General features: G+C 44.6%; 16 protein-coding genes. 4 read left to right on the plus strand and 12 right to left on the minus strand.

Going from position 1 to position 24,965, the window contains the following annotated elements; all coding sequences use genetic code 11:
- Positions 1–305, minus strand: a 305-nt coding sequence (locus tag T499_RS0108085) for an RNA polymerase sigma factor (RefSeq protein ID WP_033150576.1), incomplete at its 3' end; no start/stop codon positions are given.
- A gap of 74 nt (positions 306–379) precedes the next feature.
- Positions 380–910: an RNA methyltransferase gene (locus T499_RS0108090; protein ID WP_033150577.1), complete on the minus strand. Its 531-nt coding sequence runs from the start codon at positions 908–910 to the stop codon at positions 380–382.
- A 411-nt stretch (positions 911–1,321) separates the two neighbouring features.
- On the opposite strand from T499_RS0108090, the gene nadA reads away from it, so the two are divergent.
- Positions 1,322–2,269: a quinolinate synthase NadA gene (nadA, locus tag T499_RS0108095; RefSeq protein ID WP_033150578.1), complete on the plus strand. Its 948-nt coding sequence runs from the start codon at positions 1,322–1,324 to the stop codon at positions 2,267–2,269.
- Positions 2,270–2,287: 18 nt separating this feature from the next.
- Here the strand turns inward: nadA and T499_RS0108100 are convergent, their stop codons facing one another.
- The 4 genes from T499_RS0108100 to T499_RS0108115 form a co-directional block, all read right to left on the minus strand.
- Positions 2,288–4,192 (minus strand): type IX secretion system anionic LPS delivery protein PorZ, encoded by a 1,905-nt coding sequence (locus T499_RS0108100; protein WP_033150579.1) that lies wholly within the window; start codon positions 4,190–4,192, stop codon positions 2,288–2,290.
- A gap of 3 nt (positions 4,193–4,195) precedes the next feature.
- Positions 4,196–5,713 (minus strand): non-canonical purine NTP diphosphatase, encoded by a 1,518-nt coding sequence (locus T499_RS15055; RefSeq protein WP_073044448.1) that lies wholly within the window; start codon positions 5,711–5,713, stop codon positions 4,196–4,198.
- Positions 5,713–8,535, minus strand: a complete 2,823-nt coding sequence (gene leuS / locus T499_RS0108110) for a leucine--tRNA ligase (RefSeq protein ID WP_033150580.1) — start codon at positions 8,533–8,535, stop codon at positions 5,713–5,715. The genes T499_RS15055 and leuS overlap by 1 nt, the downstream gene beginning before the upstream one ends.
- Before the next feature lie 100 nt (positions 8,536–8,635).
- Positions 8,636–9,631, minus strand: coding sequence for a DUF3667 domain-containing protein (locus T499_RS0108115; protein ID WP_033150581.1), 996 nt, complete (start codon positions 9,629–9,631; stop codon positions 8,636–8,638).
- Positions 9,632–9,796: 165 nt separating this feature from the next.
- Here T499_RS0108115 and T499_RS0108120 point away from each other — a divergent pair, with 165 nt between their 5' ends.
- The gene (locus T499_RS0108120) at positions 9,797–11,293 is read left to right on the plus strand and encodes an L-fucose/L-arabinose isomerase family protein (protein WP_033150582.1); all 1,497 of its coding nucleotides are present in this window, start codon (positions 9,797–9,799) and stop codon (positions 11,291–11,293) included.
- 74 nt (positions 11,294–11,367) lie between these two features.
- On the opposite strand, the gene T499_RS0108125 is transcribed toward T499_RS0108120, so the two are convergent.
- From T499_RS0108125 to T499_RS14190, 3 genes are read right to left on the minus strand one after another with little or no spacing between them, the layout of a single operon-like run.
- Positions 11,368–12,288 (minus strand): hypothetical protein, encoded by a 921-nt coding sequence (locus T499_RS0108125; RefSeq protein WP_033150583.1) that lies wholly within the window; start codon positions 12,286–12,288, stop codon positions 11,368–11,370.
- A 58-nt stretch (positions 12,289–12,346) separates the two neighbouring features.
- Entirely contained in the window at positions 12,347–14,596 is a 2,250-nt protein-coding gene (locus T499_RS0108130; RefSeq protein ID WP_198021274.1) for a protein kinase domain-containing protein, read from the minus strand.
- Positions 14,562–15,116, minus strand: a complete 555-nt coding sequence (locus T499_RS14190; RefSeq protein ID WP_157054568.1) for a hypothetical protein — start codon at positions 15,114–15,116, stop codon at positions 14,562–14,564. Before T499_RS14190 ends, T499_RS0108130 begins: the two co-directional genes overlap by 35 nt.
- Before the next feature lie 982 nt (positions 15,117–16,098).
- Here T499_RS14190 and T499_RS0108140 point away from each other — a divergent pair.
- Both T499_RS0108140 and T499_RS0108145 read left to right on the plus strand, forming a co-directional pair.
- Complete coding sequence (locus T499_RS0108140) at positions 16,099–16,980, plus strand: Fic family protein (RefSeq protein WP_033150585.1); 882 nt, start codon at positions 16,099–16,101, stop codon at positions 16,978–16,980.
- 109 nt (positions 16,981–17,089) lie between these two features.
- Positions 17,090–17,938 carry a hypothetical protein gene (locus tag T499_RS0108145; protein ID WP_033150586.1) on the plus strand — a complete coding sequence of 283 codons (849 nt, stop codon included), beginning with the start codon at positions 17,090–17,092 and terminating at the stop codon, positions 17,936–17,938.
- A 700-nt stretch (positions 17,939–18,638) separates the two neighbouring features.
- On the opposite strand, the gene T499_RS0108150 is transcribed toward T499_RS0108145, so the two are convergent.
- From T499_RS0108150 to T499_RS0108160, 3 genes are read right to left on the minus strand one after another with little or no spacing between them, the layout of a single operon-like run.
- Positions 18,639–20,003, minus strand: a complete 1,365-nt coding sequence (locus T499_RS0108150) for a hypothetical protein (protein WP_157054569.1) — start codon at positions 20,001–20,003, stop codon at positions 18,639–18,641.
- Positions 20,004–20,027: 24 nt separating this feature from the next.
- Complete coding sequence (locus T499_RS0108155; protein WP_033150587.1) at positions 20,028–21,770, minus strand: SusD/RagB family nutrient-binding outer membrane lipoprotein; 1,743 nt, start codon at positions 21,768–21,770, stop codon at positions 20,028–20,030.
- 15 nt (positions 21,771–21,785) lie between these two features.
- Positions 21,786–24,965 (minus strand): SusC/RagA family TonB-linked outer membrane protein, encoded by a 3,180-nt coding sequence (locus T499_RS0108160; RefSeq protein WP_198021275.1) that lies wholly within the window; start codon positions 24,963–24,965, stop codon positions 21,786–21,788.

The following is a 24,965-nucleotide window of genomic DNA, read 5'->3' on the forward strand; positions in this document are numbered from 1 at the left end:
TCGATAACGCGTAGCATCTGTTCTATCTGCTCGCCATCATCGCTCAGATCATCTTCGTAAGATAATTGAGTGATATCTACTGTGGGATGCTTTCTGCGCAGACAATCGATACATAGGTTGCGAGTAACCATACAGGCAAAAGCTGAAATAGGCGATTTCAGTTGTTCGCGCATCAGCCAGAGCTTCACCATCGTATCCTGTACGATGTCCTCAGCCTCATCAGTAGTGCCCAGATATTTCTGAGCCACACTGATTAGTTGAAGCCTAAGCCCTTCTGCTTGTTGTTTAAACTCGTCAGTTGTCATTCTTTTTCTTTGTTGCTTTTATCATTAATACGCAGAAAGTTCAGAAATGTGACATCAAAGCAACAACTTTTTTACTAAAGAATGATATTTTTTGCAAAATGCCAGATGATGATGCCACCTGTTACTGATACATTCATAGAGTGTTTGGTACCAAACTGAGGTATCTCTAAACAACCATCCGAAGCATCGATTACTTCCTGATGCACACCTTTTACCTCGTTGCCTAAAACCACAGCATACTTCTTATTATTAATAGGTGTGAAGTTCTGAAGCATGGTTGAGCCATGAGCCTGTTCAACTGAATAGACCTCATAGCCATCAGCCTTCAATGTCTCGACAGCTTGAAGTGCTGTATCGAAGTATTTCCATGTTACACTATCTTCGGCACCAAGAGCTGTTTTATGAATCTCGGCCATGGGAGGTGTGCTGGTAATACCACAAAGATAAACGGCCTCGATACGGAAAGCATCACCCGTACGGAAAACACTACCCACATTATGCATCGATCGCACATCATCTAATACCACAATGAGTGGCAACTTGTCTGCCTGCTTAAACTCGTCGACAGTCAGACGATCCATTTCTATTGTACGTAACTTCTTCATTCTGCCTGCAAAGTTACTACATAGAAAACAAACTACCAAATAATTGTGGAAAAACCTGTTGATAAGTGTGTGGATAACTATGTTAATAACTTGTTAATTATACCCTACACTCTTACATTTGGGGATATCCACAGGTTTATTACGTATATTTTCGCAAGTTTTCCACACTTTTATGCCGAAATAAATAATAAACTTATTAATTTTGCACCGAAATTGGAAATTGTGGATAAGTATGCTTAGTGGTTCATTATCAGACAGAAAGAATTAACAGTAATGGTTAATAAGTGATTTTTTGTAGTTAATAGTCAATTATACAATAAAAACGCTAAAAAGTTATCAAGATATTCACGGCATATCATACTACTTATTCTATTTTTAAGAAATAAATAAAAAAAGAAATATAAAAATAATATGGTGTTGACAACAAAGGAGCTGAAAGCTGAGATTCGTAAGATGTGTGAGGAGAAGGATGCCATCATCCTGGCTCACTATTATACGATTGGTGATATTCAGGATATCGCCGATTTTGTAGGTGACTCGTTGGCTTTGGCGCGTAAGGCTGCCGAGACTGATGCGAAAGTGATGGTAATGTGTGGTGTGCACTTTATGGCCGAAACCTGTAAGCTGCTATCGCCTGATAAGATTGTGCTTTGTCCTGATCTGGCAGCTGGCTGTTCGCTGGCCGACAGTTGTAAGGCCGAAGACCTGAAGAAGTTTAAGGATGAGCATCCTGGTTATCAGGTTATCAGTTATGTAAATACCACAGCAGCTGTTAAGGCGCTGACTGATGTGGTGGTGACCAGTGGAAATGCCAAGAAGGTAGTTGATCAGTTACCAAAGGATGCCAAACTGATATTTGGACCAGATTATAATCTTGGAAACTATATCAACGAGGTAACAGGTAGAAATATGTTGCTTTGGAATGGTGGTTGCCATGTGCACGAGCGTTTCTCGGTTTCTAAGATTCTGGAGCTTAAGAAGCAGTATCCCGATGCAGTAGTGATGGCACACTTGGAGTGCAAGGCACCTGTATTGGCTGTAGCCGAAGTAAAGGGAAGTACTGCTACGATGCTTAACTATGCCCAGCAGAGCGATAAAAAGCAGTTTATTGTGGCTACAGAGGCTGGTATTCTGCACGAGATGCAACGTACTTGTCCTGATAAGGAATTTATCCCTGTGCCTCCAGAAATAAGCGAGAGTGGCTTAGAATGCAGTTGTAATGAGTGTAATTACATGAAACTGAATACACTCGAAAAGGTTTATAACTGTTTAAAGAGTATGAGTCCGCAGATTGAAGTGGATCCTGAGATAGCTAAAGAAGCTGTTAAACCAATTAATAGAATGCTGGAGTTGAGTTAATTAACTCCAGTATTTTTTTTAGTTGATAACGGCTATTTTACAAACGGTACCTTTCTTACCATCCGATGTAGCTGTTATCACCATATAAACACCGCTTGCTACGCGTTTTCCTTGCTTGTTACAGCAGTCCCAGTTAAACATACCGCCATTACTACGTCCTTCGGCTACAATGGCGCCTGTAGCTGTTGTAATCTTCACATCAGCATCGTAGCTTAAACCTGTGATAGTAACCAAGCCTGTAAAATCGGGTGTAACTGGATTAGGATAAGCTATCACGTTATCTTTAGTCATCTGCTCGTTTGGTTCTACTGCATTACTCTGGTACGAACATAAGCCGTTATCCGATAAGAAGAATACTTCACCAGATTGGTGGTTGATAGCGATAGATGAGATGTTGTTATACAGCAGCTTTGAATTATCTATATTAAAGTTATGCTCCTGTATCAAATTATCTGACGAAATAAGAAAAACGCCAGCGCTTTCGGTACCAAACCATTTACGATTTCCACCATCTACAGCTATACTGCTAATGGCTATGCCGTTCAACAAATAGTCAGCAAAATTCGTACCGTCGTTACGTGGCACTTTAACCTGATAGAAGGTAACCTGAGATTGTCCTATCTCTGATTTCTGAATCATAAATGGGCCCACATCGGTACCTATCCACATATTACCTTCTTTATCTTCTGTAATACAGTTGATATGATAGATGGTATATTTTGTATCGTCCTGGTTTAATATCTGATCGTATTTAAGTATCACGTCCTGATCGGTATCGTAACAGAATACCGATGGATTCTCCCAGTTGTTATTAGTAAACCAAAGTAAACCACGACTATCAAACATCATATTCGATAATCCTGGTACTGTAATTCCTTTCTCGTCGGTAAGCTCTTGGTGGTGATGACTTATCCATTGATAATCGGATGTTAGCTCCAGTAAGCTTACCCCTTTAGCCAAGCTGTTAAGCACCCATAGATGACCTTTAGCATCGAACTTTATACCTAATATTAATAGGTAATCGTTATCAAGCTGCTTATCCCTGTCTAAGGCTGCCATCAACGGACTATTCTCCTTATTATAATAGTTAATAAGCTTGCCGTTCTTAAATTCGTAGAGTCCGCATCTGCCTCCCGCAAATACATGTTCCGGGTCATTAGGATCGGCATCAATACAGCAGATATCCACATAAGCATAACCTGTAATCTCGTTTATCTGCTCCTGATACAGCGTCCAGTTGTTACCATCATACACCTGAATTGTGCCAGGAAGTTCATTATCGGGCATTGCAGGCAGGAAATAACCACCTGTGGTATAGAGTCGGCCATTGATGAATTTCGACTGGTAGAAGCGGTTATAAGCTGGTCCTCCTGGGATCAGGGTTGATACGGTAGCGATATACTTATCGTAATCATCCTGATAAGGTTGCAGATTGTGCGGATAATCGGGATGATTTTTGGTATAAGTATCCGATATCTCAGCCTTCAGCATATTTACTTTAATGATAGCAAAGCTGGTGGTGAGATAAGCATACACATCATCGATAGAGATGGCTGTAACTGTTTTATCCTCGGTTATCGATTTGGTATAGAGGGCCGATATATTAATAATGTCGCCATCGGGTTCTATCAAGTCGATATTCGAGTTTTCGTAAACGGCTATCAATCGCTTGGCTTTTTGGTTCCAGGCTATATGAGTGATGCGGGTATCACTTAACCCGTTTACTTTATCGTAGGTAGTGATACTCGCATCATCAATATTATACTGGTAAAGATCGTTCGATGCCAGCACAAACAGCTCGTTGTTAGCCTTGCATATCTGCTGAACATCATGGTAGGCCAGATAGTTGCGCCATGTACCTATTTGCGCTGTTGCCAAGTAGCAATAGCATACTGTAAATACGATGGCAAGCAACCTCTTCATACACTACCTTTTTAATAGATAATCGGCCAGTTTCTGCACGGCTTTGGCGCGATGACTGATGTTATTCTTAATACCCGTACCCAGCTCGGCAAATGTTTTGTTATAACCTTCGGGCATAAAGATAGGATCGTATCCAAAACCTTCGCCACCTCGTTTGCCTTCGGTGATAACACCGTTTACAATACCATCAAAGGTGGTTACCTTTCCATCAATGATGAGGGCGATAACGGTGCGGAATCGGGCTTTGCGATTATCGTTGTTCTCGAGTTCGGAGAGCAGCTTTTTCATGTTAGCCTCAGAGTCGTGTCCTACACCGCCGGCATATCTGGCGCTGTAAACACCAGGTGCACCTCCAAGTGCATCTACCTCTAAGCCTGTATCGTCGGCAAAGCAGTTAACATGATACTTATCGTAAACCCATTGGGCTTTTATCAGGGCATTATCCTTCAGTGTCTGACCTTTTTCAGGGATGTCGTCGTGACAGCCTATCTCGCCAAGCGACAGTACTTCGAACTTGTTGCCAAGAATCTTTCTAACCTCGCTGAGTTTATTCAGATTATTGGTGGCAAATACTATTTTCATCTTTTTCTTTTCTTCGATATTCTTGATTTTTACTTTCATCTCATCGAATCCCTCACCATATACACCGATAACGCTCGACTGTGATACAAAGGCGTTAGGGTCTATCATCTTGATGAGTCGGAACATGTTTACACTCTCGTTCTTCTTGGCCAGGATGCAGAGCACTTTCATCTGTTTACCAGTGTACCATCCATGACCATCAAGAATAGTCACACCATGATTCATCTGGGTGCCGATAGCGTTGGCTATCTCTTGCCATTTGCGTGAGAATATAAAGAACTGTACCGACTGCCTGCGGGCATTCATGACATAGTCGAGTACGTAGTTCTCCATGGCCATCACACAGAAACCGAACATCACCTTATGAGCACGCTCCAGATAGGTGCCGAACTGTGGGAAGAACATACAAGAACCGATAATACAGAAGTCGGCTGCTATCAGTACAGAGCCCAAAGACACGTTGTGATACTTGTTGACTGATGCTGCGATGATATCCGTGCCACCAGTAGAGCCATTATGCAGGAATACGGTAGCCAGGGCGATACCTGTGATAACACAGCCGATGATCATCGACATAAAATCCTGTCCTTCACCCATGAGCTTGAATGGCAAGCCATTATCCTGCTTTGGGATGATGTCTTGCGCAAATCGCAGCATGAAGTAAAGCGTAAAAATGGCAAAGATAGTCTTCATCAGGAACTTATACCCCAGTATCTTCAGGGCCACTATCAGTAGCAGACCGTTGATGATGATATAGGTGTTTTCCAGATGAAAGCCTGTAGCGTAGTAAATAATAGCTGATAAACCAGTGACACCTCCTGCCACAATCTGATAGGGCATCAGGAATACTGTGAAGGCGATTGTATAGAGAAAAAGGCCAAGGGCTATAAACATATAGTCCTTGACCTCGTTCCAAATAATCTTATGATCGATTGTCATTATTTCTTTAAAACAATGTTCACCATACGCTTAGGGACGATGATAACCTTTGCTATCTGGAAACCTTCGATATACTTCTTGGCACGCTCATCGGCCAGTACAGCCTCCTCGATGGTCTTATTGTCGGCATCAGCAGGGAATGTCATATCAAAGCGAGTCTTACCGTTAAAAGCAACACCAAGCTTGGCCTCGCTCTCAACCAGATATTTCTCTTCCCACTTTGGCCACTGTGAGTCGCATACACTACCCTGCTCACCCAGCATCTCCCAAAGCTCTTCGGCCATATGGGGTGCAAATGGAGCAATCAGTATAACAAGTGTCTTCAGCATCTCCTTGTTCTTACACTTCTGCTGGCCCAGCTCGTTCACGCAAATCATGAAGGCCGAGATAGATGTGTTATAGCTGAATGTCTCGATATCGGTAGATACTTTCTTGATAAGTTTGTGTACGCTCTTCAGGTTCTCGGGCGTAGCAGCGCCCTCGTCGAATCCATTCTGGAAGAGGTTCCAGAACTTCTTCAGGAAGCGGTGACAGCCATCGATACCGTTGGTATCCCAAGGTTTACTCTGCTCAACAGGACCCAGGAACATTTCGTAAAGACGCAGGGTGTCGGCACCATACTTCTCTACAATCATATCGGGATTAACCACATTGAACATCGACTTCGACATCTTCTCGATAGCCCAACCACAGATGTATTTGCCATCTTCGAGGATGAACTCAGCATTGTTATAATCTGGTCGCCAAGCCTTAAAGGCCTCAATGTCCAGAATATCAGCCGATACGATGTTTACATCTACGTGGATAGGAGTGGTTTCCTTATAGTTGCCTCTTAGGTTCAAGCTTACAAACTTACCCTTATCGGCACCCTCGTCCTCAATACGATATACGAAGTTAGAACGACCCTGAATCATACCCTGGTTAACCAGCTTCTTGAATGGCTCGTCCTCGCAGCTGTAACCTGAATCGAAGAGGAACTTGTTCCAGAAACGTGAGTAAATCAGGTGACCTGTAGCGTGCTCGGTACCACCTACGTACAGATCTACGTTACGCCAGTACTCATCGGCATCCTTGCTAACAAGCGCCTGCTCGTTCTTGGGGTCCATATAGCGCAGATAGTAGGCTGATGAACCTGCGAAACCAGGCATGGTGTTCAGCTCGAGTGGGAATACGGTCTTGTTGTCGATCTCGTCCTTTGATACCACCTTGTCGGTCTTAGTATCCCAAGCCCACATCTTAGCACGTCCCAATGGTGGCTCACCAGTCTCGGTTGGCTTGTACTCATCAATCTCAGGCAACTCGAGAGGCAGACATTCCTTGGGAATCATGTAAGGCATGTCGTCCTTATAGTAAACGGGGAATGGCTCACCCCAGTAGCGCTGACGTGAGAAGATGGCATCGCGCAAACGGTAGTTAACCTTTACACGACCCAAGCCCTGCTCGGTAACATATTTCTTGGTGGCAGCGATGGCCTCCTTAACAGTCAAGCCATTCAAGCTGAACTTAGCTGATGACGAGTTGCAAACAATACCCTCCTTGGCATCGTAACTCTCCTCGCTTACGTCAGCACCTTCAATCAGTGGAATGATGGGCAGGTTGAAATGCTTGGCAAAGGCGTAGTCGCGACTGTCGTGCGCAGGTACAGCCATAATGGCACCTGTACCATAACCAGCCAGTACATATTCTGAAATCCAGATGGGGATCTTTTCGTCGGTAAATGGATTGATGGCGTAGCTACCCGAGAACACACCTGTTACCTTGTGGTCCATCTGGCGCTCACGCTCTGTGCGCTTCTTTACATAAGCCAGATACTCATTTACTGCAGCCTTCTGGTCGGCAGTTGTCAGCTCGGTTACGAGATCTGATTCAGGAGCCAGCACCATGAAGGTTACACCAAACATTGTATCGGCACGAGTGGTAAAGATGGTAAAGTGCTTATCGCTGTCGGCAACGTTAAACTCAACCTCAGTACCCTCAGAACGTCCAATCCAGTTACGCTGGGTTTCCTTCAGCGAGTCGGTCCAGTCGATAGTATCAAGTCCGTCAAGAAGTCGCTGTGCGTAAGCCGATACACGCAGACACCACTGACGCATCTTCTTCTGCTCTACAGGATAACCACCACGCTCTGATACACCGTTAATAACCTCGTCGTTGGCAAGTACGGTACCAAGTGCAGGGCACCAGTTAACCATTGTCTCGGCCAGATAGGCTATACGGTAGTTCATCAGTACCTCCTGCTTTTTCTTCTCTGAGAAGGCGTTCCACTCGGCAGCAGTAAAGTGCAGCTCCTCTGTACCAAGGGCATTACAGTTCTCGGTACCCATCAGCTCAAAGTGCTCAATCAGCTTGATGGTTGGCTGGGCCTTGTGCGATGAAGTGCTGAAGTAACTCTTGAACATGCGCTGGAAAGCCCACTGGGTCCACTTATAGTAGATAGGATCACAAGTACGAACCTCGCGCTCCCAGTCGAAACTGAAACCTATTTTATCCAGCTGCGAGCGGTAACGGTTAATATTCTCGAAAGTGGTCTTCTCAGGGTGCTGACCAGTCTGGATAGCATACTGCTCGGCGGGCAGTCCGTAAGCATCGTAACCCATGGGGTTCAGTACGTTATATCCCTGCTGACGCTTGTAGCGGGCATAGATATCACTGGCGATATAGCCAAGTGGGTGACCTACGTGCAAACCTGCTCCTGATGGGTAGGGGAACATGTTCAGTACATAGAATTTCTTCTTGTTCTTGTCTTCCACCACACGATAGGTTCCATTCTCAACCCATCGCTTCTGCCATTTCTGTTCGATGTCTCTGAAATTGTAATCCATTGTATCTTTATATTATTTTGTTTCCGTACATTATTAATGCGGGTGCAAAGATAGTGCAATTTCAGCAGAATACCAAGAGAAAACCCTAAAAATTATATACTTAAAGTATATATTCAAGGTATAACCAACCTAAAACCGAAACTATTGCTATAAGTAAAGCAGCCGCTATGATTAGAGTTGCAAAAGATGCACACACCTTGAACAGTGTTTTAGAATAACTATATCCGTATAACTGCTTAAGTGGTATGATGCTCAATGCAGAGGCCAATATAGCTACAGAACTATTACCTGGTAGGAAAAATCCTCCTATAATATCGATAATTGTCATCATATTTGTAATGTAAACCATCGATACAAAGAACTCTGAATAGCGTACATCAGGAAATTTTTTGTTTTTTCTAAAGAAAAAGTACATCGGGCCAGAAAGTACCAATAATAATAGGAATTGTAATAGTGTGTCGTTGTCCAAAACCCAGTTGTATATCTTCTTAATATTATCAAAAAATTTTAAACTATATTCTTTCCCATTCAGTTTTAGTATGTCGCTATTTTCGTTCTTTTTAACAGGAATGGATTTTCCGGTTATATTTAAGGTGTCATCGATAGCGACTTCACTCAAGGATTTTTTGTCTATATTGTCTTCTTTGTCAATATTTAATGAATGATCAAATCCTTTTTTAAGCTGTTTCGAGGTCGAGGTTTTTTCTAAGGTATTCATCATTCTGATGTTAAAACCAGAACTAACCAGTACAGATAATGCTATAGCAAGGAAGAACATTTTAAAAGGTGGAAAATACGCCATCTGCATGCCACTCAGATAGTCGCGAATCATGTAACCTGGTCGCAACAGCAAGTCGCGAATGGTGCGGAACATACCTCGGTTGCCTAATCCCCACACATCCAGAAACAGCAGAAAAGCCGACTTGAACGAGTAGCGACCGATGGCAGCTTTCTGTCCGCATCTGGGGCAGTAGTTGCCATGAAACTCTGTGCCGCAAGTGGCACAAACATGCTTCTCGGCCGATAGCTTCACCACCTCATGAGGCTTTATCTGCCAAGCCTTAAAACTTTTGTATTTGTCTCTTAACTGTTCCATTGCGTTTGCAAAGATAACAAAAATATATTTTAAATGTATCATCCTTATATTATAAATGTATCATCGGCTGTTATTTTTTCTAAAAATCTTTGTGATTTCGGGATTAAGTTATAACTTTGTGGCTTGAAACGAAAATCATTACTTTATTAACAAACTCATTTTAATATGAACAACGTACCTAAAATTAAAGTTGGAATCGTCGCTGTATCTCGCGACTGTTTTCCTGAGTCATTAGCTGTTAACCGCCGTAAGGCCGTTATCGCTGCGTATGAGAAGAAATTCGGTAAGGATGGCATCTACGAGTGCCCTATCTGCATTGTTGAGAGCGAAATCCACATGCAGCAGGCCCTCGAGGATATCAATAAGGCAGGATGTAATGCACTCTGTGTATATCTTGGTAACTTCGGTCCTGAGATTTCTGAGACCATGCTGGCTAAGTATTTCAATGGCCCAGCTATGTTCTGTGCTGCTGCCGAGGAAACTCAGAACGACCTGATTGATGGTCGTGGTGATGCTTACTGTGGTATGCTGAATGCCAGCCACGCTCTGTCTCTGCGTAAGACTCGTGCTTATATCCCAGAGGAGCCAGTTGGTGATGCTGACCACTGCGCTGAGCTCATCCACGAGTTCCTGCCCATCGCTCGCGCTATCGTTGGTCTGCAGAACCTGAAGATTATCAGCTTCGGTCCTCGTCCAAACAACTTCCTGGCTTGTAACGCTCCTATCCGTGCCCTGTATGATCTCGACGTTGAAATCGAGGAGAACTCAGAGCTCGATCTGCTCGAGTCGTTCCAGAAACACCAGGGCGATCCACGTATCGACGATGTAGTGAAGGATATGGCTAATGAGCTGGGTGCTGGCAACAAGATTCCTTCTGTTCTGCCTAAGCTCGCTCAGTATGAGCTCACTCTGACCGACTGGATCGAGGCTCACAAGGGCTGCCGCCAGTTCGTATCACTCACCACCAAGTGCTGGCCTGCATTCCAGACCATGTTTGGTTTCGTTCCTTGCTATGTAAACAGCCGTCTCACCAGCCGCGGTATCCCCGTTAGCTGCGAGGTTGATATCTACGGAACACTGTCTGAGTTCATCGGTACTTGCATCACAGAGGATGCCGTTACGCTGCTCGATATCAACAACACCGTTCCTAACGATATGTACGAAGAGAGCATCAAGGGCAAGAAGTTCCTGTGCGACGAGTACACAGACAAGGAGATCTTCATGGGCTTCCACTGTGGTAACACCGCTTCTTCTAAGGTTTGCAACTGCAGCATGTGCTTCCAGCGCATCATGGCACGCGCTTTGCCTGTAGAGGTAACAAACGGTACTCTCGAGGGCGACATCAAGCCAGGCAAAGCTACTATCTATCGTCTGCAGAGCACAGCCGACACCAAGCTCCGTGCTTACATCGCTCAGGGTGAGGTTATTCCTGTAGCTACACGCTCATTCGGTTCTATCGGTATCTTCGGTGTTAAGAACATGAGCCGCTTCTATCGTCACGTGCTCATCGAGAAGCACTACCCACACCACTGCGCTGTGATGTTCGATCACGCAGGTAAGTACCTGTGGGAGGTTCTCAAGTACATGGGCATCCCCGTTGAGGAGATTGACTACAACTTCCCTAAGGGTAACTTCTACCCAACAGAGAATCCATTCGCATAAGCGATACATTCTAAATAATAAAGCCGCAACTTTCAAGGTTGCGGCTTTTTTGATTTATATAAATTGTGATAGGATTACTTCCACTTAAGGTTGTAAGTTGTTTCTTCGGTATTTTCGCCTTCAACAACCTTGACAACGACCTTAGTAACAAGGTTGTTGCTATCCAAGGTGTATTTTGCAGTAATGGTTCTTGTGACATCATTTCCTTCTTCTTTCCAAGTTCTAACCAACTTCTCAGGCAGATACTCAGGCATTGCGCCAAGTTTGTCGAAGATAGGAGCTGATTCAGCCAAATCCTCTACATAGAAAGGAAGCTCAAAAACTCCACCACCATAGAAGAAGATATTAGCAAGAACGCCAGCCTTAACTGTACCATAGGTTACGGTGTAATTATTTACATCTTCTTTTTCTTCTTGGTCATTCAGTTCATATCTTTCGTAACTTGCAATAACATATTCATTCCAAGAAAAATCAAATAATTCATCAGTTTCCATTTCACCTGACTCTTCATTTTTCTCCCAGGCCTTGAAACCAATCAGTTTACCATCCTTATAGGTAAACTCATCGTAGCCATAATCATCTGCATATTTTGTAACAACACCATCGGTAAGGGTATAGACCTTAGTCTCTACATTATCGTCTCTTTTGGCCTTTACGGTTATTTTATCAGTTTCATAGGTAAAGGTGCATGATAATCCTTCGTAAGAATCACCTGTAAATGGATCTACGCTTTTATAAGCAGCTTTTGTAACCTTACCATCATCACCATAAGTGAAAGCAAGAACGCCGTTATTGCCCTCAGATTCAACCGAAATCTCAGAAAGAATACCCTTAATCTCTGTTGGTGTCTCAGGTGTCTCTGGCTCATCAGGAGTAGTTGGAGTCTCTGGAGTAATTGGGTTGTCACCTACACCACCAAGACCTTCTGTACAAGCGCACAATGTGAAACCTGCGATGAGTAAACTCATCGAAACTGACATGAATTTTGTTTTCATACTTTGAATTGAATTAAGTTATTAATATATGCTCGAAAAATTTAATTTCGGTGCAAAATTAATCGAAATTCAGGAAACTTAATTGGTCCAAATTGGTCCAAGTTTTAAAATAGTATGAAAAATCTGTTGTTACGGGTGCTGGTTTAGCTGGGAATTCATGAAGACGATGTGTTAATAGCTTCCAACCTTCTGCATGGCAATAGGCTTCTGTAGAGCCATAAGGAATATAGATTTCTGGCAGATGCTCCCAAAAGGACTCGCGAGTATCTGGTCGATAAAATGGGGGTACGTCCGACATACAATATATCCGTTGGAAGATACAGGTCAAGGCCCAAGTACCTATATGGGTTAGCTGAGAAGGGATGACCAATTCATCGCGATCAAACCAGTTGAAGCATTCGTCGCTGAGACTCGTTACGCTATTGGGTATAAAGGCTGTAGCACTACCTGTAACCATCTGATTGGTAGCCGTTTCTATAATGGCATTGCAATCTTCGCGACTATCATAAACGGGATTATCGGCACTTATTTCTACCTTACACAGATGATGGTTTTCACCCAAGGCTGTAGAGGCAATATGAGTGACGCCAGATGGGATGTAAAACGCGTTAAAGTCGCATTTCAGAAAGGCATTCTCGCCAAGCGTTTCTACAGAGCGAGGCAGTTGTACAGACTTTAGATTTAAACAACCGTTAAAAGTATTTGCCTCTATCTCTTTCAAGCCTGTGAAATAGCGCAACTCATCAAAGCTGCGTATAGCCGTATTTCCAGAAAAAGCACCACCAAGCGAGGTAACAGCCATAGCCTCGTCTATAGACAATTCGCCATCGCCATTACTATCCCAATGACTAACACAGACGGACTTAACTGCCGGATCGCGAAACTCTATATACTTATGGATATATGGTTTGAGACTCTGCCAAGATTTCTTCTCATTCGTTTCTGTCATATAGAACTCTGGCACAAAGATAGCAGAGAGTTTGGGGCAGTCAACCAGATGATGAGCACCATCGTTGGTGTTGGGTAATACTGATTCGAAGATGACTGTTTCAAGCTCAGGACACTCTTCCAGTATATGGTCGCCTATAGCTACGACACTACTGGGGATGGTTATCATCTGCAGACCTGTATGGCGAAAGGCACTCTGGCGGATAAAACGTACCGTTCGAGGTATGCGGATTGACTCCAGGTGGGTGCAATCCCAAAAGGCACAAGCATCAATTTCGTTAAGACCAGTAAAGTGTTCCAGTTCTGGGAACGATCGCAACAGCGTGTCCTTTGTAAACACATCGCTAAGCGACTTTACTGAGGCTGCTTCTTGATAGCTCAGTTCACCATCGTGATCATAATCCCAATGGCTGATGCATTTTTGCTTTGCCTCAGGGTCCTCGAAGCCAATAATCTCGTGGTTCAGCACTTTCACCTGAAAATTAAGCTCAGCCGTATGTTTCTCTAAATCAGAGGCTTTATGACTTATCGCATTCACTTTTGCTATCAAAGCAAAGATGACAACCAGGGCTATCATGGCTGATGCCATAAGCTTGAAATGCCACTTGCGCTGCTGATGAAGGGAGGCAAGCAGATCGTCCATATTCTGATAGCGTTGATGGATGGGGCGTAGACATCGCTCAGCCACCTTTTTATATATATCCATCTCCAGAAGTATGACTCCCAGCGAATAGATATCGTTACGAACATCTGGTAGAGCTTTTGTGGCTTGCTCTGGAGCCATATACTTCAATGTGCCAGCAGGTTGTTTCAGTATGGCATGACTATCGGTATCAGCTAGTCCGAAGTCGATAATCTTCACATAACTGCCGTTGTAGGTAATCATGATGTTTGAGGGCTTCAGATCGCGATGTACCACTTGTTGGTGATGAATGTAGGCCAAAGCCTCTGCCAAATCGATAGCTATGCGTTGGCGATCGCTACGACTGGGATTGGCCTCAAGATATTGAGCCAGCGTCTCGCCATCAATCCATTCGGCTATGAGGCATCGTTCGTAATGCCCGTCAGCTATCAAAACATCCTCCATACCAATGGCTTGCATGATAGATGGATGCTGCAAGCGCATCATAATCTCGAATTCCTTGCGAAGCAACTGTTGATAGGCGGTATCGGATGATAGTTCCTGCTTCAGACATTTGAGCAGAAACCATCGCCCATAGCGTTTGGCTTTGTACAAACGACAATAGCCCGTAGATGGCAATTCAACCATCTCGGAGAAGGTGGAGCTGAGTCCCTCGAAATCACTTACTATGTAGCTTGAAGCATCATCGCTCATATCTAATGCCTCCCCGTTTGCCACAAACATAATTGGTTTGTTCCTGATCGCCCTGTTGCAACTGACTAAGATATAGTGGCTCACCTTCGATAATCAGACTACAGCAAAAGGTATCGTTTGCTTTCAGACGAGTGTTCTCTGATGCTGTAACCACAAAATGCATATCGCCCTCATAGCGGATATGACACACTCTGTCAGGTAGCCAATAGAGTGTTAAGCATTCTCCCACAGCAAGGTCGGCATTTACATCCAGATGGCGATTCATGGCCAGATTACTTGGCTCCATGCCATCAGCAGGAGAGTGCATGCAAAACGCCTGATAGTTCTTGTAACCAATGAACTGGGCTAAGGTATCGAGTGTTCTCACGCTTGGTTCGCCCTCATTGTCTAAGTAGCCCCACACACGTTTAAGGGTTGTGGCACTAAGCATCTGATGTAATCGCAGAAAGATGCGTTCTCTCAGCTGGTCGAAATCTTTTGGCGTGCGTATCTCCTGATGAAGCGCTTGCTCAATAGTTTTGCAAAGTAATTCTGTTTGTTTCATTATCTAATCACCACCTGTGACTTTATATGGTTTGACTTTAGGTTGGCAAAGTTAACGATTTTTTCTGAAACAAAGAAATAATTGGCGGAAAAATTGTCTCGGCCATCAGGGTAAGTATCTCTGGGAGGTTCTCAAGTACATGGGCATCCCCGTTGAGGAGATCGACTACAACTTCCCCAAGGGCGATTACTACCCAACAGAGAATCCATTCGCATAAGCGATACACCTCTTATATAAATAGAGCCGCAACCTTTTCAGGGTTGCGGCTTTCTTTTGTTGTATCATATTAAAAAAATCTCTCATCTCTCAAGAAATCTCTCGAAACGCCCGTGTACAAAGGATTTGAGATGGGTGAGAGATTTTTGGAATCTCTCCCTAATCTCTCAACAATCTCTCAGGAAACCCTCACAGGAAGTTTTGCAAGTTTTTTGGCTATTATTTTCGGTTTTTTCTTTAAATATTAAAATCTGGCTGAGGTGTGTGTGTCTGGAGGGATCGGGTGAGAGATTAGTGAGAGATTAGGGAGGGATTTTTAGAATCTCTCATCGCTCGAATCCCTAGTGTTTATGCGGGTTTTGAGCGATTTGTTGAGAGATGAGAGAAAAATTCGATAAACTATATATAAAATAGGTTATTGTATTCGAGTTATTTCTATGAGTCATTCAGATTATGTCTACAAGTGATTCAGATTATGCCTACAAGGTGTTCGACCTATTCCTTAGGGGATATTCCCTTCTTTGGAACACTTTATTCCCAACTAGGGAACATTTTATTCCCAGTTAGGGAACAATCCATTCCCACCTTGGGAACAAAAAACGCCGTTCTGTCGAATTTACTGGAAATCATGGAACCGACTCCATGATTCATTGAGTTAAAAAGTGAAGTATTTAGTGGTTTTTGTTTCAAAAACTTGCCGGTATCGGCAAAAAGTTATATATTTGTGGCGTGAATTGGCGTAAAAACTTGCCGATAGCGTTGAAACATGGAGTATATATCAGTTAGTAAGTTTGCAGAAAAGTATGGTATTTCTGAGCGTACGGCCCGAAATTATTGTGCCCAAGGGAAGATAGAGGGGGCTTTCTTAACAGGAAAGACTTGGAATATTCCTGCAGATGCTGCTTTGCCCAAGCGTGGTGAGAAAAATAAAAAGGTATCGCCACTTCTTAAGGCGTTGAGAGAGCAGAAGGCATCGAAACTAAAAGGTGGTATTTATCATCGCACCCAGATAGACCTTACTTATAACTCTAATCATATAGAAGGTAGCAAGCTTACCCACGATCAGACTCGATATATTTTTGAAACTAATACGATTGGTGTTACTGACAGCGCTATAAATGTGGATGACGTTGTAGAGACAGTTAATCACTTCCGTTGTATCGATTATATCATCGATCATACAGAGGATAAACTGACAGAAAATCTGGTAAAGCATCTGCATCTGTTGCTGAAATCAGGAACTTCTGATAGTCGTAAGGATTGGTTTGCCGTTGGCGATTATAAACGATTACCAAACGAGGTTGGTGGACAGGATACTTGTGCACCAGAGGATGTACACAAGCAGTTGAAAACCCTATTGGATGAATATAATCATAAAGGCAAGAAATCATTCGAAGATATTCTTGACTTCCATGTGCGGCTTGAACAGATTCATCCTTTCCAAGATGGTAATGGTCGCGTTGGTCGATTGCTGATGTTTAAGGAGTGCCTAGCCAATAATATTGTTCCATTCATTATTACAGATGATTTGAAGATATTCTATTATAGAGGTCTGCGAGAATGGGGACATATTAACGGCTACCTTACAGATACTTGTCTTACAGCCCAAGATATGTATAAAGAACTGCTAAAGTATTTTAGAATATAGCACGCTTGATAATAGAATAATAGGGTTTCCCCTCATTAATTATAGGGATATTATTTTTTGTGTATTGACAGAAATTAGTACTTTTGCACCATAACCAATTATATAAGGTATGATTACAATTAATTTCAGGAGAACAATATGTATTGCGCTTACTGCCTTCTCTCTCGTCTCTTGCAGCAGTAATAATGAAGATATCGTAGATAATAACGACCCTAATAACAAGGGCGAAGTTGCTGTACCCGAAGAGGAAACCATTACCAACCTATCGGCCGATATGCCTCTTGCTGCAAAAGAATATCTGGGCTCAGGTTACGATATAACGGGACCATATCTTAGCAACGAATGCCTGCGTGAGAATGTGATCGACCTGAACAAAATAGAACCAGACGAGATGACATCTATTGTGGCCAGTAGCGGAACAGGAAGTCTGGTAAGTGGCATTGGGTATTCATGGACTTTCTTGGATGGTTTGCGTAGAGCAGAAGGATTTACACTCGAGGGCGAACCAGGCGACGTATATTTCGCTGGTACTTTAACAAGCAATCCTTTGTTTAAGGAAAGCAAGGAGCGAGGCGACAACTACTCGTTTATGATGTATATGGACAGATATACTGTATATGAAAAGAAACTGCTGATACCGACTGAACGATATATTGACCGTATCCTGACTGATGATTTCAAACAAGCACTTGAAAACGAAAGCGCTGAACGTATTGTAGAACGATTTGGCACCCATGTACTCAAATGTGCACTTATGGGAATAAATATCCTATCACTCTATCGTTCTGGCCTGAAAGAAAATACAAACGATGACGATTGCTTCTTATGTAGTATGTTCCGTCGTATGAACGAGGTATATAACCCCGTTTTATTGGAAAATTATCGATTCGAAAGCTACAAAAGGTGGCGCACTATCAGTACAATGTCATGGTGGCAACACGCAAAGGCTTTCAACTGAATTCGCTCAATTACCTCTCAGCAAAGAGAAATCATCAAAAGCTATTGCTGAATGGTGGAACCAAGCAAATAACGATAATCTATCGCTCGTACTGCTGACTGGCGACGATGTAATACCGATCTACCAACTGATAACCAACAAAACAAAAAGTACTGAGGTACAGCGAGCTGTCAAAGCATATATACATAGCCATCAGTTGTAATGAAAATCCTTCCGTAGGAGTACTCGAGTCCTTTAGTAAGCGTACTGTAGTACTTCCTAAGGCGTACTGGAGTCATATCTAATAAGTACTCATGCCAGCATTAATGGTGGCATGATTTTTTTGCAAAAACATCTCAACCTCTCACTCAATACCTTTGAAACCTTTATATACAAAGCATTTCAGCCACATGAGAGGTTGGAGCAACCTCTCACCTAACCTCTCACTCAACCTCCCCCTATAACCAATTCCTGAATACGTATATCTCTGATAAAAAAGTGAGAGGTATAGTGAGAGGTGCAGTGAGAGGTTTATAAACCTCTCATCCTCCTCTATCCCCAGTATTTATGCAAGTTTCAGAAGATTTGAGTGAGAGGTTGAGAGATTTCGCAATTATCACCTTAAAATAAGTTGTGATATAATGGTTAAACAAAATGAGGGCTGGTATCCGTGTGGAGGAATACCAGCCCTTGATGTTTCATGGTAGTATAGATGTTTTATTTACTTCGAGAATGTTACCTTGGTAAGCTTGTAACCGTAGCCTACAAGGAGCATACCTCCACGCTCATCTACAATTGCCTTGTTGGCTTCGGTGTAGGTAAAGTCGTATGGGTTAGCGGTGTCGGCTGTGAGGTCGAACTGGGCAACAATCTGATCCTCGGCATTATCGCCCCACCAAGGTGTGGTGATACGCAGGGCATGATAGCCATCAGGCATATCGGCCATCTGGTAGTAAACATGCACAGTAGCGCCAACAGGCACATTAGCCATATCGGCAGCTGAGACAGTAACGTTTGCATCGCCCCAGTTAATCTCGATGCCGCCTTCCCAAAGGGTTGTCTCGGCAGGAGCTATATTCTCTACAGCAACCACCTTGGTAAGCTTGTAACCATAACCTACGATGAGCATACCACCACGCTCATCTACAATAGCCTTGTTGGCAGCGGTGTAGGTGAACTCGAATGGGTTTGGTGTGTCGGCTGTGAGGTCGAACTGAGCTACAATCTGATCCTCGGCATTATCGCCCCACCAAGGTGTGGTGATACGCAGAGCATGATAGCCATCAGGCATATCGGCCATTTCGTAAACCAAACGGATGGTAGCGCCTACAGGCACATTAGCCATATCGGCAGCTGAAACAGTAACGTTGGCTTCGCCCCAGTTAATCTCGGTGCTGCCCTCCCAGAGTACGGTCTCCTTTACGCCTGGATCAACATATTCTGTGTTGCTAACTGTAAACACACCGCAACCATAACGTGCGCCATCGGCCTCGATAACAACAGTGTACTCGCCCTCGGCCATGCTGGGAACAGTAAAGGTAAGTTTTCCATTAGCGAACGCTACGTTGCTGGCCTCCTGCTTGCCCACAAACACCTTGGTGACGTTAGTGGCATTGGTGCAAGCGATTGTCTTGGTGCTACCGATAGTGAGCCAACGTGATTTGCCGTCGCTGGCCAGTGAGGGATCGCCCTCGGCAGGCAGAACAACGAGTTTGCAGGTACGTGAGGTTTCAAGACCCTTAGTGGTAGCAGCTACAATCTTTACGAGGTGCTCGCCAGCCAGTACAGGTGTGTCGATAGAAAGACCTTCGGCTACCTGCTCATCGTCGATAAGCCAGGTAACGGTGGTGTACTTAACGGGGGTAACCATTACGTCGAACTGGAAGTTCTGGGTGCGCTCGATGGTCATGAGCACGCCAGGCTCGCCATCCTTACCTTCGGGGATATCCGTATTCAGGATACGGGGATAATCATCCTCGCCAGCCGTGAAGAACGGATCCTCATCAGATGTGCAAGCTGTATTAGCAGCCATGCCGCAAACCATGAAGAACATGGCGAGATATTTTGATATATTCTTAGTAATCATAATGCAATTATTTCTTTAAAATTATTACTCGACATTGATATCGCTTGTGTCCCACCAGAGACGCTTGTGCCAATCGTCCTTGCCACCCATGCGCTCGATGGCAGCCTTGTAGTTCTCGCTGTTGTACTGGTTCTCTAGGATGGGGTAACGCAGGCGATTAGGTGTTGACAGATTAGCATCGTCGTAAGTAAAGTCGGGACGGATAGCCAGCTTTGTACGATCGGCCAGTACAGGATAGTCGGAACGACGCAGGTTAGCCCAAGCCTCAGCAGGGTTCATCATGTGCAGGATATAAGCCTGAGTGTTGATGGCCTCCTTAGCATTAGCAGTAAGCACGCCAGCGTTCATCAAACCATTGATGTAGGCATCGATATCGGCATCGGCAATCTTATCCTTGTTCTGCAGATAGTGGTTGTTCATCCAGGCCATCGAAGCCTTGATGCCAGCCTTGAAGTGCTCCTCAACGGTACCGTTAACATTCCATCCCTTGAGCTTAGCCTCGGCCAGCAGGAACTCTACCTCGGCTGAGTTGATGAGTGTACCAGGACATTCGGGCATCTCAAAGTCGATAGAGAGGAATGGACGAATCATACGTGCATTGAAGTTGTTCTGATCGAAACCAGCCTCGGGATACATCTTTACATACTTCTCGAGTGTAGGAATCTCAGAGTTAGCAGGTGCATTTACCCAATCGCTCCACCAGGCAGCACCTGGTACACAAGCGGTATAGGTATCAACCTTGTCGAGATAAGCTCTAACCTCGTCGGTAACATCGATATTCCACTCGCGGTCGGGCTTAATCTCCGAACGGTTGGTGTTGATGTAGTGACGGCAGATGCGATAAAGGCGTGGGTCGTTGTTATCCTTTAAGATATTGAAGAATGTGGAGCAGATAAATGTAGGCGAAGTAGGATCCTGGCCATACAGAATCTCGCCAAGTGCGTTTACACGGAAATCAAGGTCGCGTGAGCCGTCGTAGAGAGTAAAGGGGCTGTCGGTATAGATAATGTAGGCATCGTCGGCCTCAGAAGCGATATAACCGCCATTAGCCGAGAGGGCCTTCTCGAACTCCTGCTGAGCCTTAGTAGGGTTCACATCGCTGATGCGCATAGCAAAGCGCAGGCGCAGGGCATTGGCATACTTACGCCAAGCTGCAGGATCGCCATACAGACTGGTAACGTCGCCACCAATATTATCGGTGCCAGTACCAAGCTGATCTACACAAGCAGCCAACTCATCGAAGAAGAAGTTATAAATCTCCTCCTGAGTATCGTACTTAGGATTAGAAATACCTTTAACAAAGCCTAAACCAGCCTCGGTACAAGGAATATCGCCATAGGTATCGGTAAGAACCGACATGAGGTAAACACGGTGAATGCGCAGAGCGGCATTGGTGTTTGGCATATCCTCAGAATTTGCGATGGCATCTACAATATTCTTGATAGCCACAGCATAGTACTGGTCCCAAATCAGGCGCATCTGATCGTCCTGTGCATGTACGCTACCAGCATAGTTGCTAACGTTCCATCCACCTGCGAAGTGCTGTGTAAAACCAGTAATGTAGCTACGATAGGTGTCCATCAGTCCGAAGTCGCCATAGGTCTGCAGCAATGCTGTAGTGAGCTGGGCGCTTGGAGCAATCGATGACGCCTTGGTCTCGTCGGTATTGAGCTCCTCCATGTAACTATCGCTGCAAGATGCAGTAGCCAGGAAGGTACAGCCAACCATACCAGCGAAAAGGGTTTTCTTAATATATTTGGTAATCATAATAACTGATACTCATTAAAATTTAACATTAACATTGATACCATAGCTGCGGCGTGAGGGCAGCGAACCATACTCCAAACCAAGTCCTGAGGTGTTGTAACCAGAGTCAGGATCGATGTTAGGAATGTTCTTCCATACGATGAATGGGTTACGAGCTACGAACGAAACGTTCAGGCCCTTCACGGTCTTACCCAGCCACTTCTCAGGGAATGTGTAACCGAAGGTGATTTCGCGGCACTTTACATACGAGTTGTCGTAGATGAACATCGAAGGTGCATTCTCGGTAGCTGTCTTCCAGTACGACTCAGGATTAACGGCAATATCGTTCTGACGGTATGTACCATCACCATTGTCGATAACACCAGGAACAATCAGACCCTCGCACTTGCCGGCAGCACGCCACTCGTCGAGTGTCATATTAGCCTGCTTACGGAGCTCCTCAGAGCGGTACCACTCCTCGCGGCCCTCGAGTGTGCCACTGGCTTTACCTGTAGCATAGGCCGAACGCATTGACATTGAGAAGAGATCGGCACCAACCTTAACGTCGAAGCCTGCAGAGAGGCGGAAGTTCTTATAAGTAAAGGTAGAATAGAAACCACCAGTCCAATCCCATGAGGCGTTACCCAGTGTGTGAGTCTGATCGTCAACAACTGGCAGACCGCTCTCGGCATTGATAATTACCTGTCCGTCGGCTGTGCGCTTAAAGTCCTTACCGATGATTGAACCGTAGTTCTTACCAACCTCGGCACCTACGCTAACACCACACCAGGTTGCCTTCTCAAGCTCGAAGTAGTCCATACCGTCGATGAGCGACTTAACCTTATTGGTGTTCTTTGAGAAGTTTGCACCAGCATCCCATGCGAAATCCTTGATCTGCAGCACGCGACCGTTGAGTGCAATCTCGATACCCTTGTTCTGAATCTCACCAGCGTTGATGAGGCGATAGTTATAACCAGAAGTTGATGAAGAAGCCAGACCGATAATCTGATCCTTTGACAACTGGTTATAGTAAGTTACATCCAGCCCCAGACGGCCCTTGAAGAACTTCATCTCCAATCCCAGCTCAAAGCTGTTGGTACGGGTTGGCTTCAGGTCCTTGTTAGGCTGGGTGTTGTTGTTAATCATACCAATTACGTAACCACCGTAAGAGTACTTACCTGTGGTGTAGTTCAGCGCCAGCTGATAAGGATCGGTATCGCTACCTACCTGTGCCCACGAAGCACGAATCTTACCATAGTTAATCAAGCTCTTGTTCTTGATGAACTCAGAGAACACAACGCTACCTGAGAACGAAGGATAGATATATACATTATTATTAATAGGCAGAGTAGATGACTTATCACCACGTACGGTAGCCTCGAGATAGTAGGTGTGCTGATAACCTACGCTAGCCGAACCGAAGATAGAGTTAATCTGCTTCTTGTAAGTATTCTGCAGAATGCTCTGCTCGGCATAGTTCATGATAGCAATGATATCCTTCATCTGCTGGTCGGTACCAGTAAAGATATCAGTCTTATTGTTTACCTTGAAGATGTTACCACCAAGGGTAGCGTTTACATCGAAATCGCCAAACTGGTTGTTGTAGAGTGCCAACAGCTCGGCATTCAGAGTGCGGTTTGTGAACTTCTGGTTCTGCAGCTGTCCGGCCTGCTTACCAGGAGTGGTGCGGCAGATGAAGTCCTGGAACGACATGAAGTTCATATCGGTACCGATAGTACCCTGCAACTTCAAGTGATCGGTGATATTCCAGATGGCCTTACCTGTAAGACGGAACACATCCTTACCAGTGGTGTTCTCGTTCTTATACAGATCCCAATAAGGGTTCTTGTTATACTGGTCGTTACCATTCCAGTTGGCATAGTCGCCATCCTCAGTCTGATAGTGCTTCAGCCAAGCCTGATTGTAGGTACCAGCCAAAGTCATCAGGTTCTTACCAATATTGCTCTGAGAGTCGCCCAGTGCAGGACGGTTCTTAACATCCTCGCGAGTGTAGTTGGCTGTGAAGTCGAGATCAACAGGACCAGCTGATGTGTTTACACGCAGGTTGAAGTTATCACGACTCATATGTGTATTAGGTAGAATATCCTTGTTACGCATATCGGTAACACTGAAACGAACACCTGTCTTACCAGAGTTAACAGACAGGATAGCTGTGTTCTGGGTAGTCATACCAGTACGGAAGAACTCGCTGGTATTGTTAGGATACATCAGGAATGGGCGCTTTACGTGATCGAAATATTCAATCTCCAGATCGTCGGCCTTAGCACCCCAGCTTGAGTTGGTACCCGAAGTAGCAGTTGGGCTGTAAGCACCACTGTAACCCATACCATAAACCTGCTGGATATCGTCCCACTTAGCCAGCTGCTGGTCGAATGTGAGCGAACCGTTATACTCAACGCTGATCTTATCCTTATCGGCCTTCTTGGTAGTAATCAGAATCACACCATGTGATGCACGGCTACCATAAAGGGCCGAAGCGGCAGGACCTTTCAGTACGGTCATGTTCTCGATATCATCGGGGTTGATAGCTGAGATACCATCACCCAGGTCGTATCCACCCTCAGTGCCTGCGCTACCAAAGTTGGTATTGTCAAGGGGCACACCATCGATAACGTAGAGAGGCTGGTTGTTACCACTGATTTCGGTGTTACCACGCAGCAGTACACGGGTAGAACCAGAAGCACCACCTGCGGTATTCTGAACTACCAGACCTGCTACTTTACCCGAAAGCGAGTTGATAACGTTGGTTTCCTTAGCCTTTGTAAGCTCCTCGCCCTTTACCTCAGAGAGGGCGTAACCCAGAGCCTTACGATCGCGCTTGATACCCAGGGCGGTAACAACAACCTCGTCGAGCAAGGTCTTGTCTTCCTCCATCAGGACTTTCATGCCCTGCTTGGCCTTTACCTGCTTAGTAGCAAATCCGATGTAGCTGATTTCGAGCATATCGCCGGGTTTGCACTTTACCTTAAAGTTACCATCGATATCGGTAACAGTTCCTGCAGAACTACCAACCACCTTAACAGTGGCTCCAATCATTGGGCCATTGGCATCCTCTACGGTACCAGAAATGGTCTGGTCGTCGGGGGCTACTGAAGTAGCATGACCGTTAGTTGTAACGGCACCTGCTGTCAACGGCATCCACATCATGCCTGCAAAAAGCAGACTGAGAAGCGTTTTTGATTTCTTCATGTGCAT

The organism is Prevotella sp. RM4 (genome assembly GCF_000701965.1).
GTDB classification, from domain to species: Bacteria; Bacteroidota; Bacteroidia; order Bacteroidales; family Bacteroidaceae; genus Prevotella; species Prevotella ruminicola.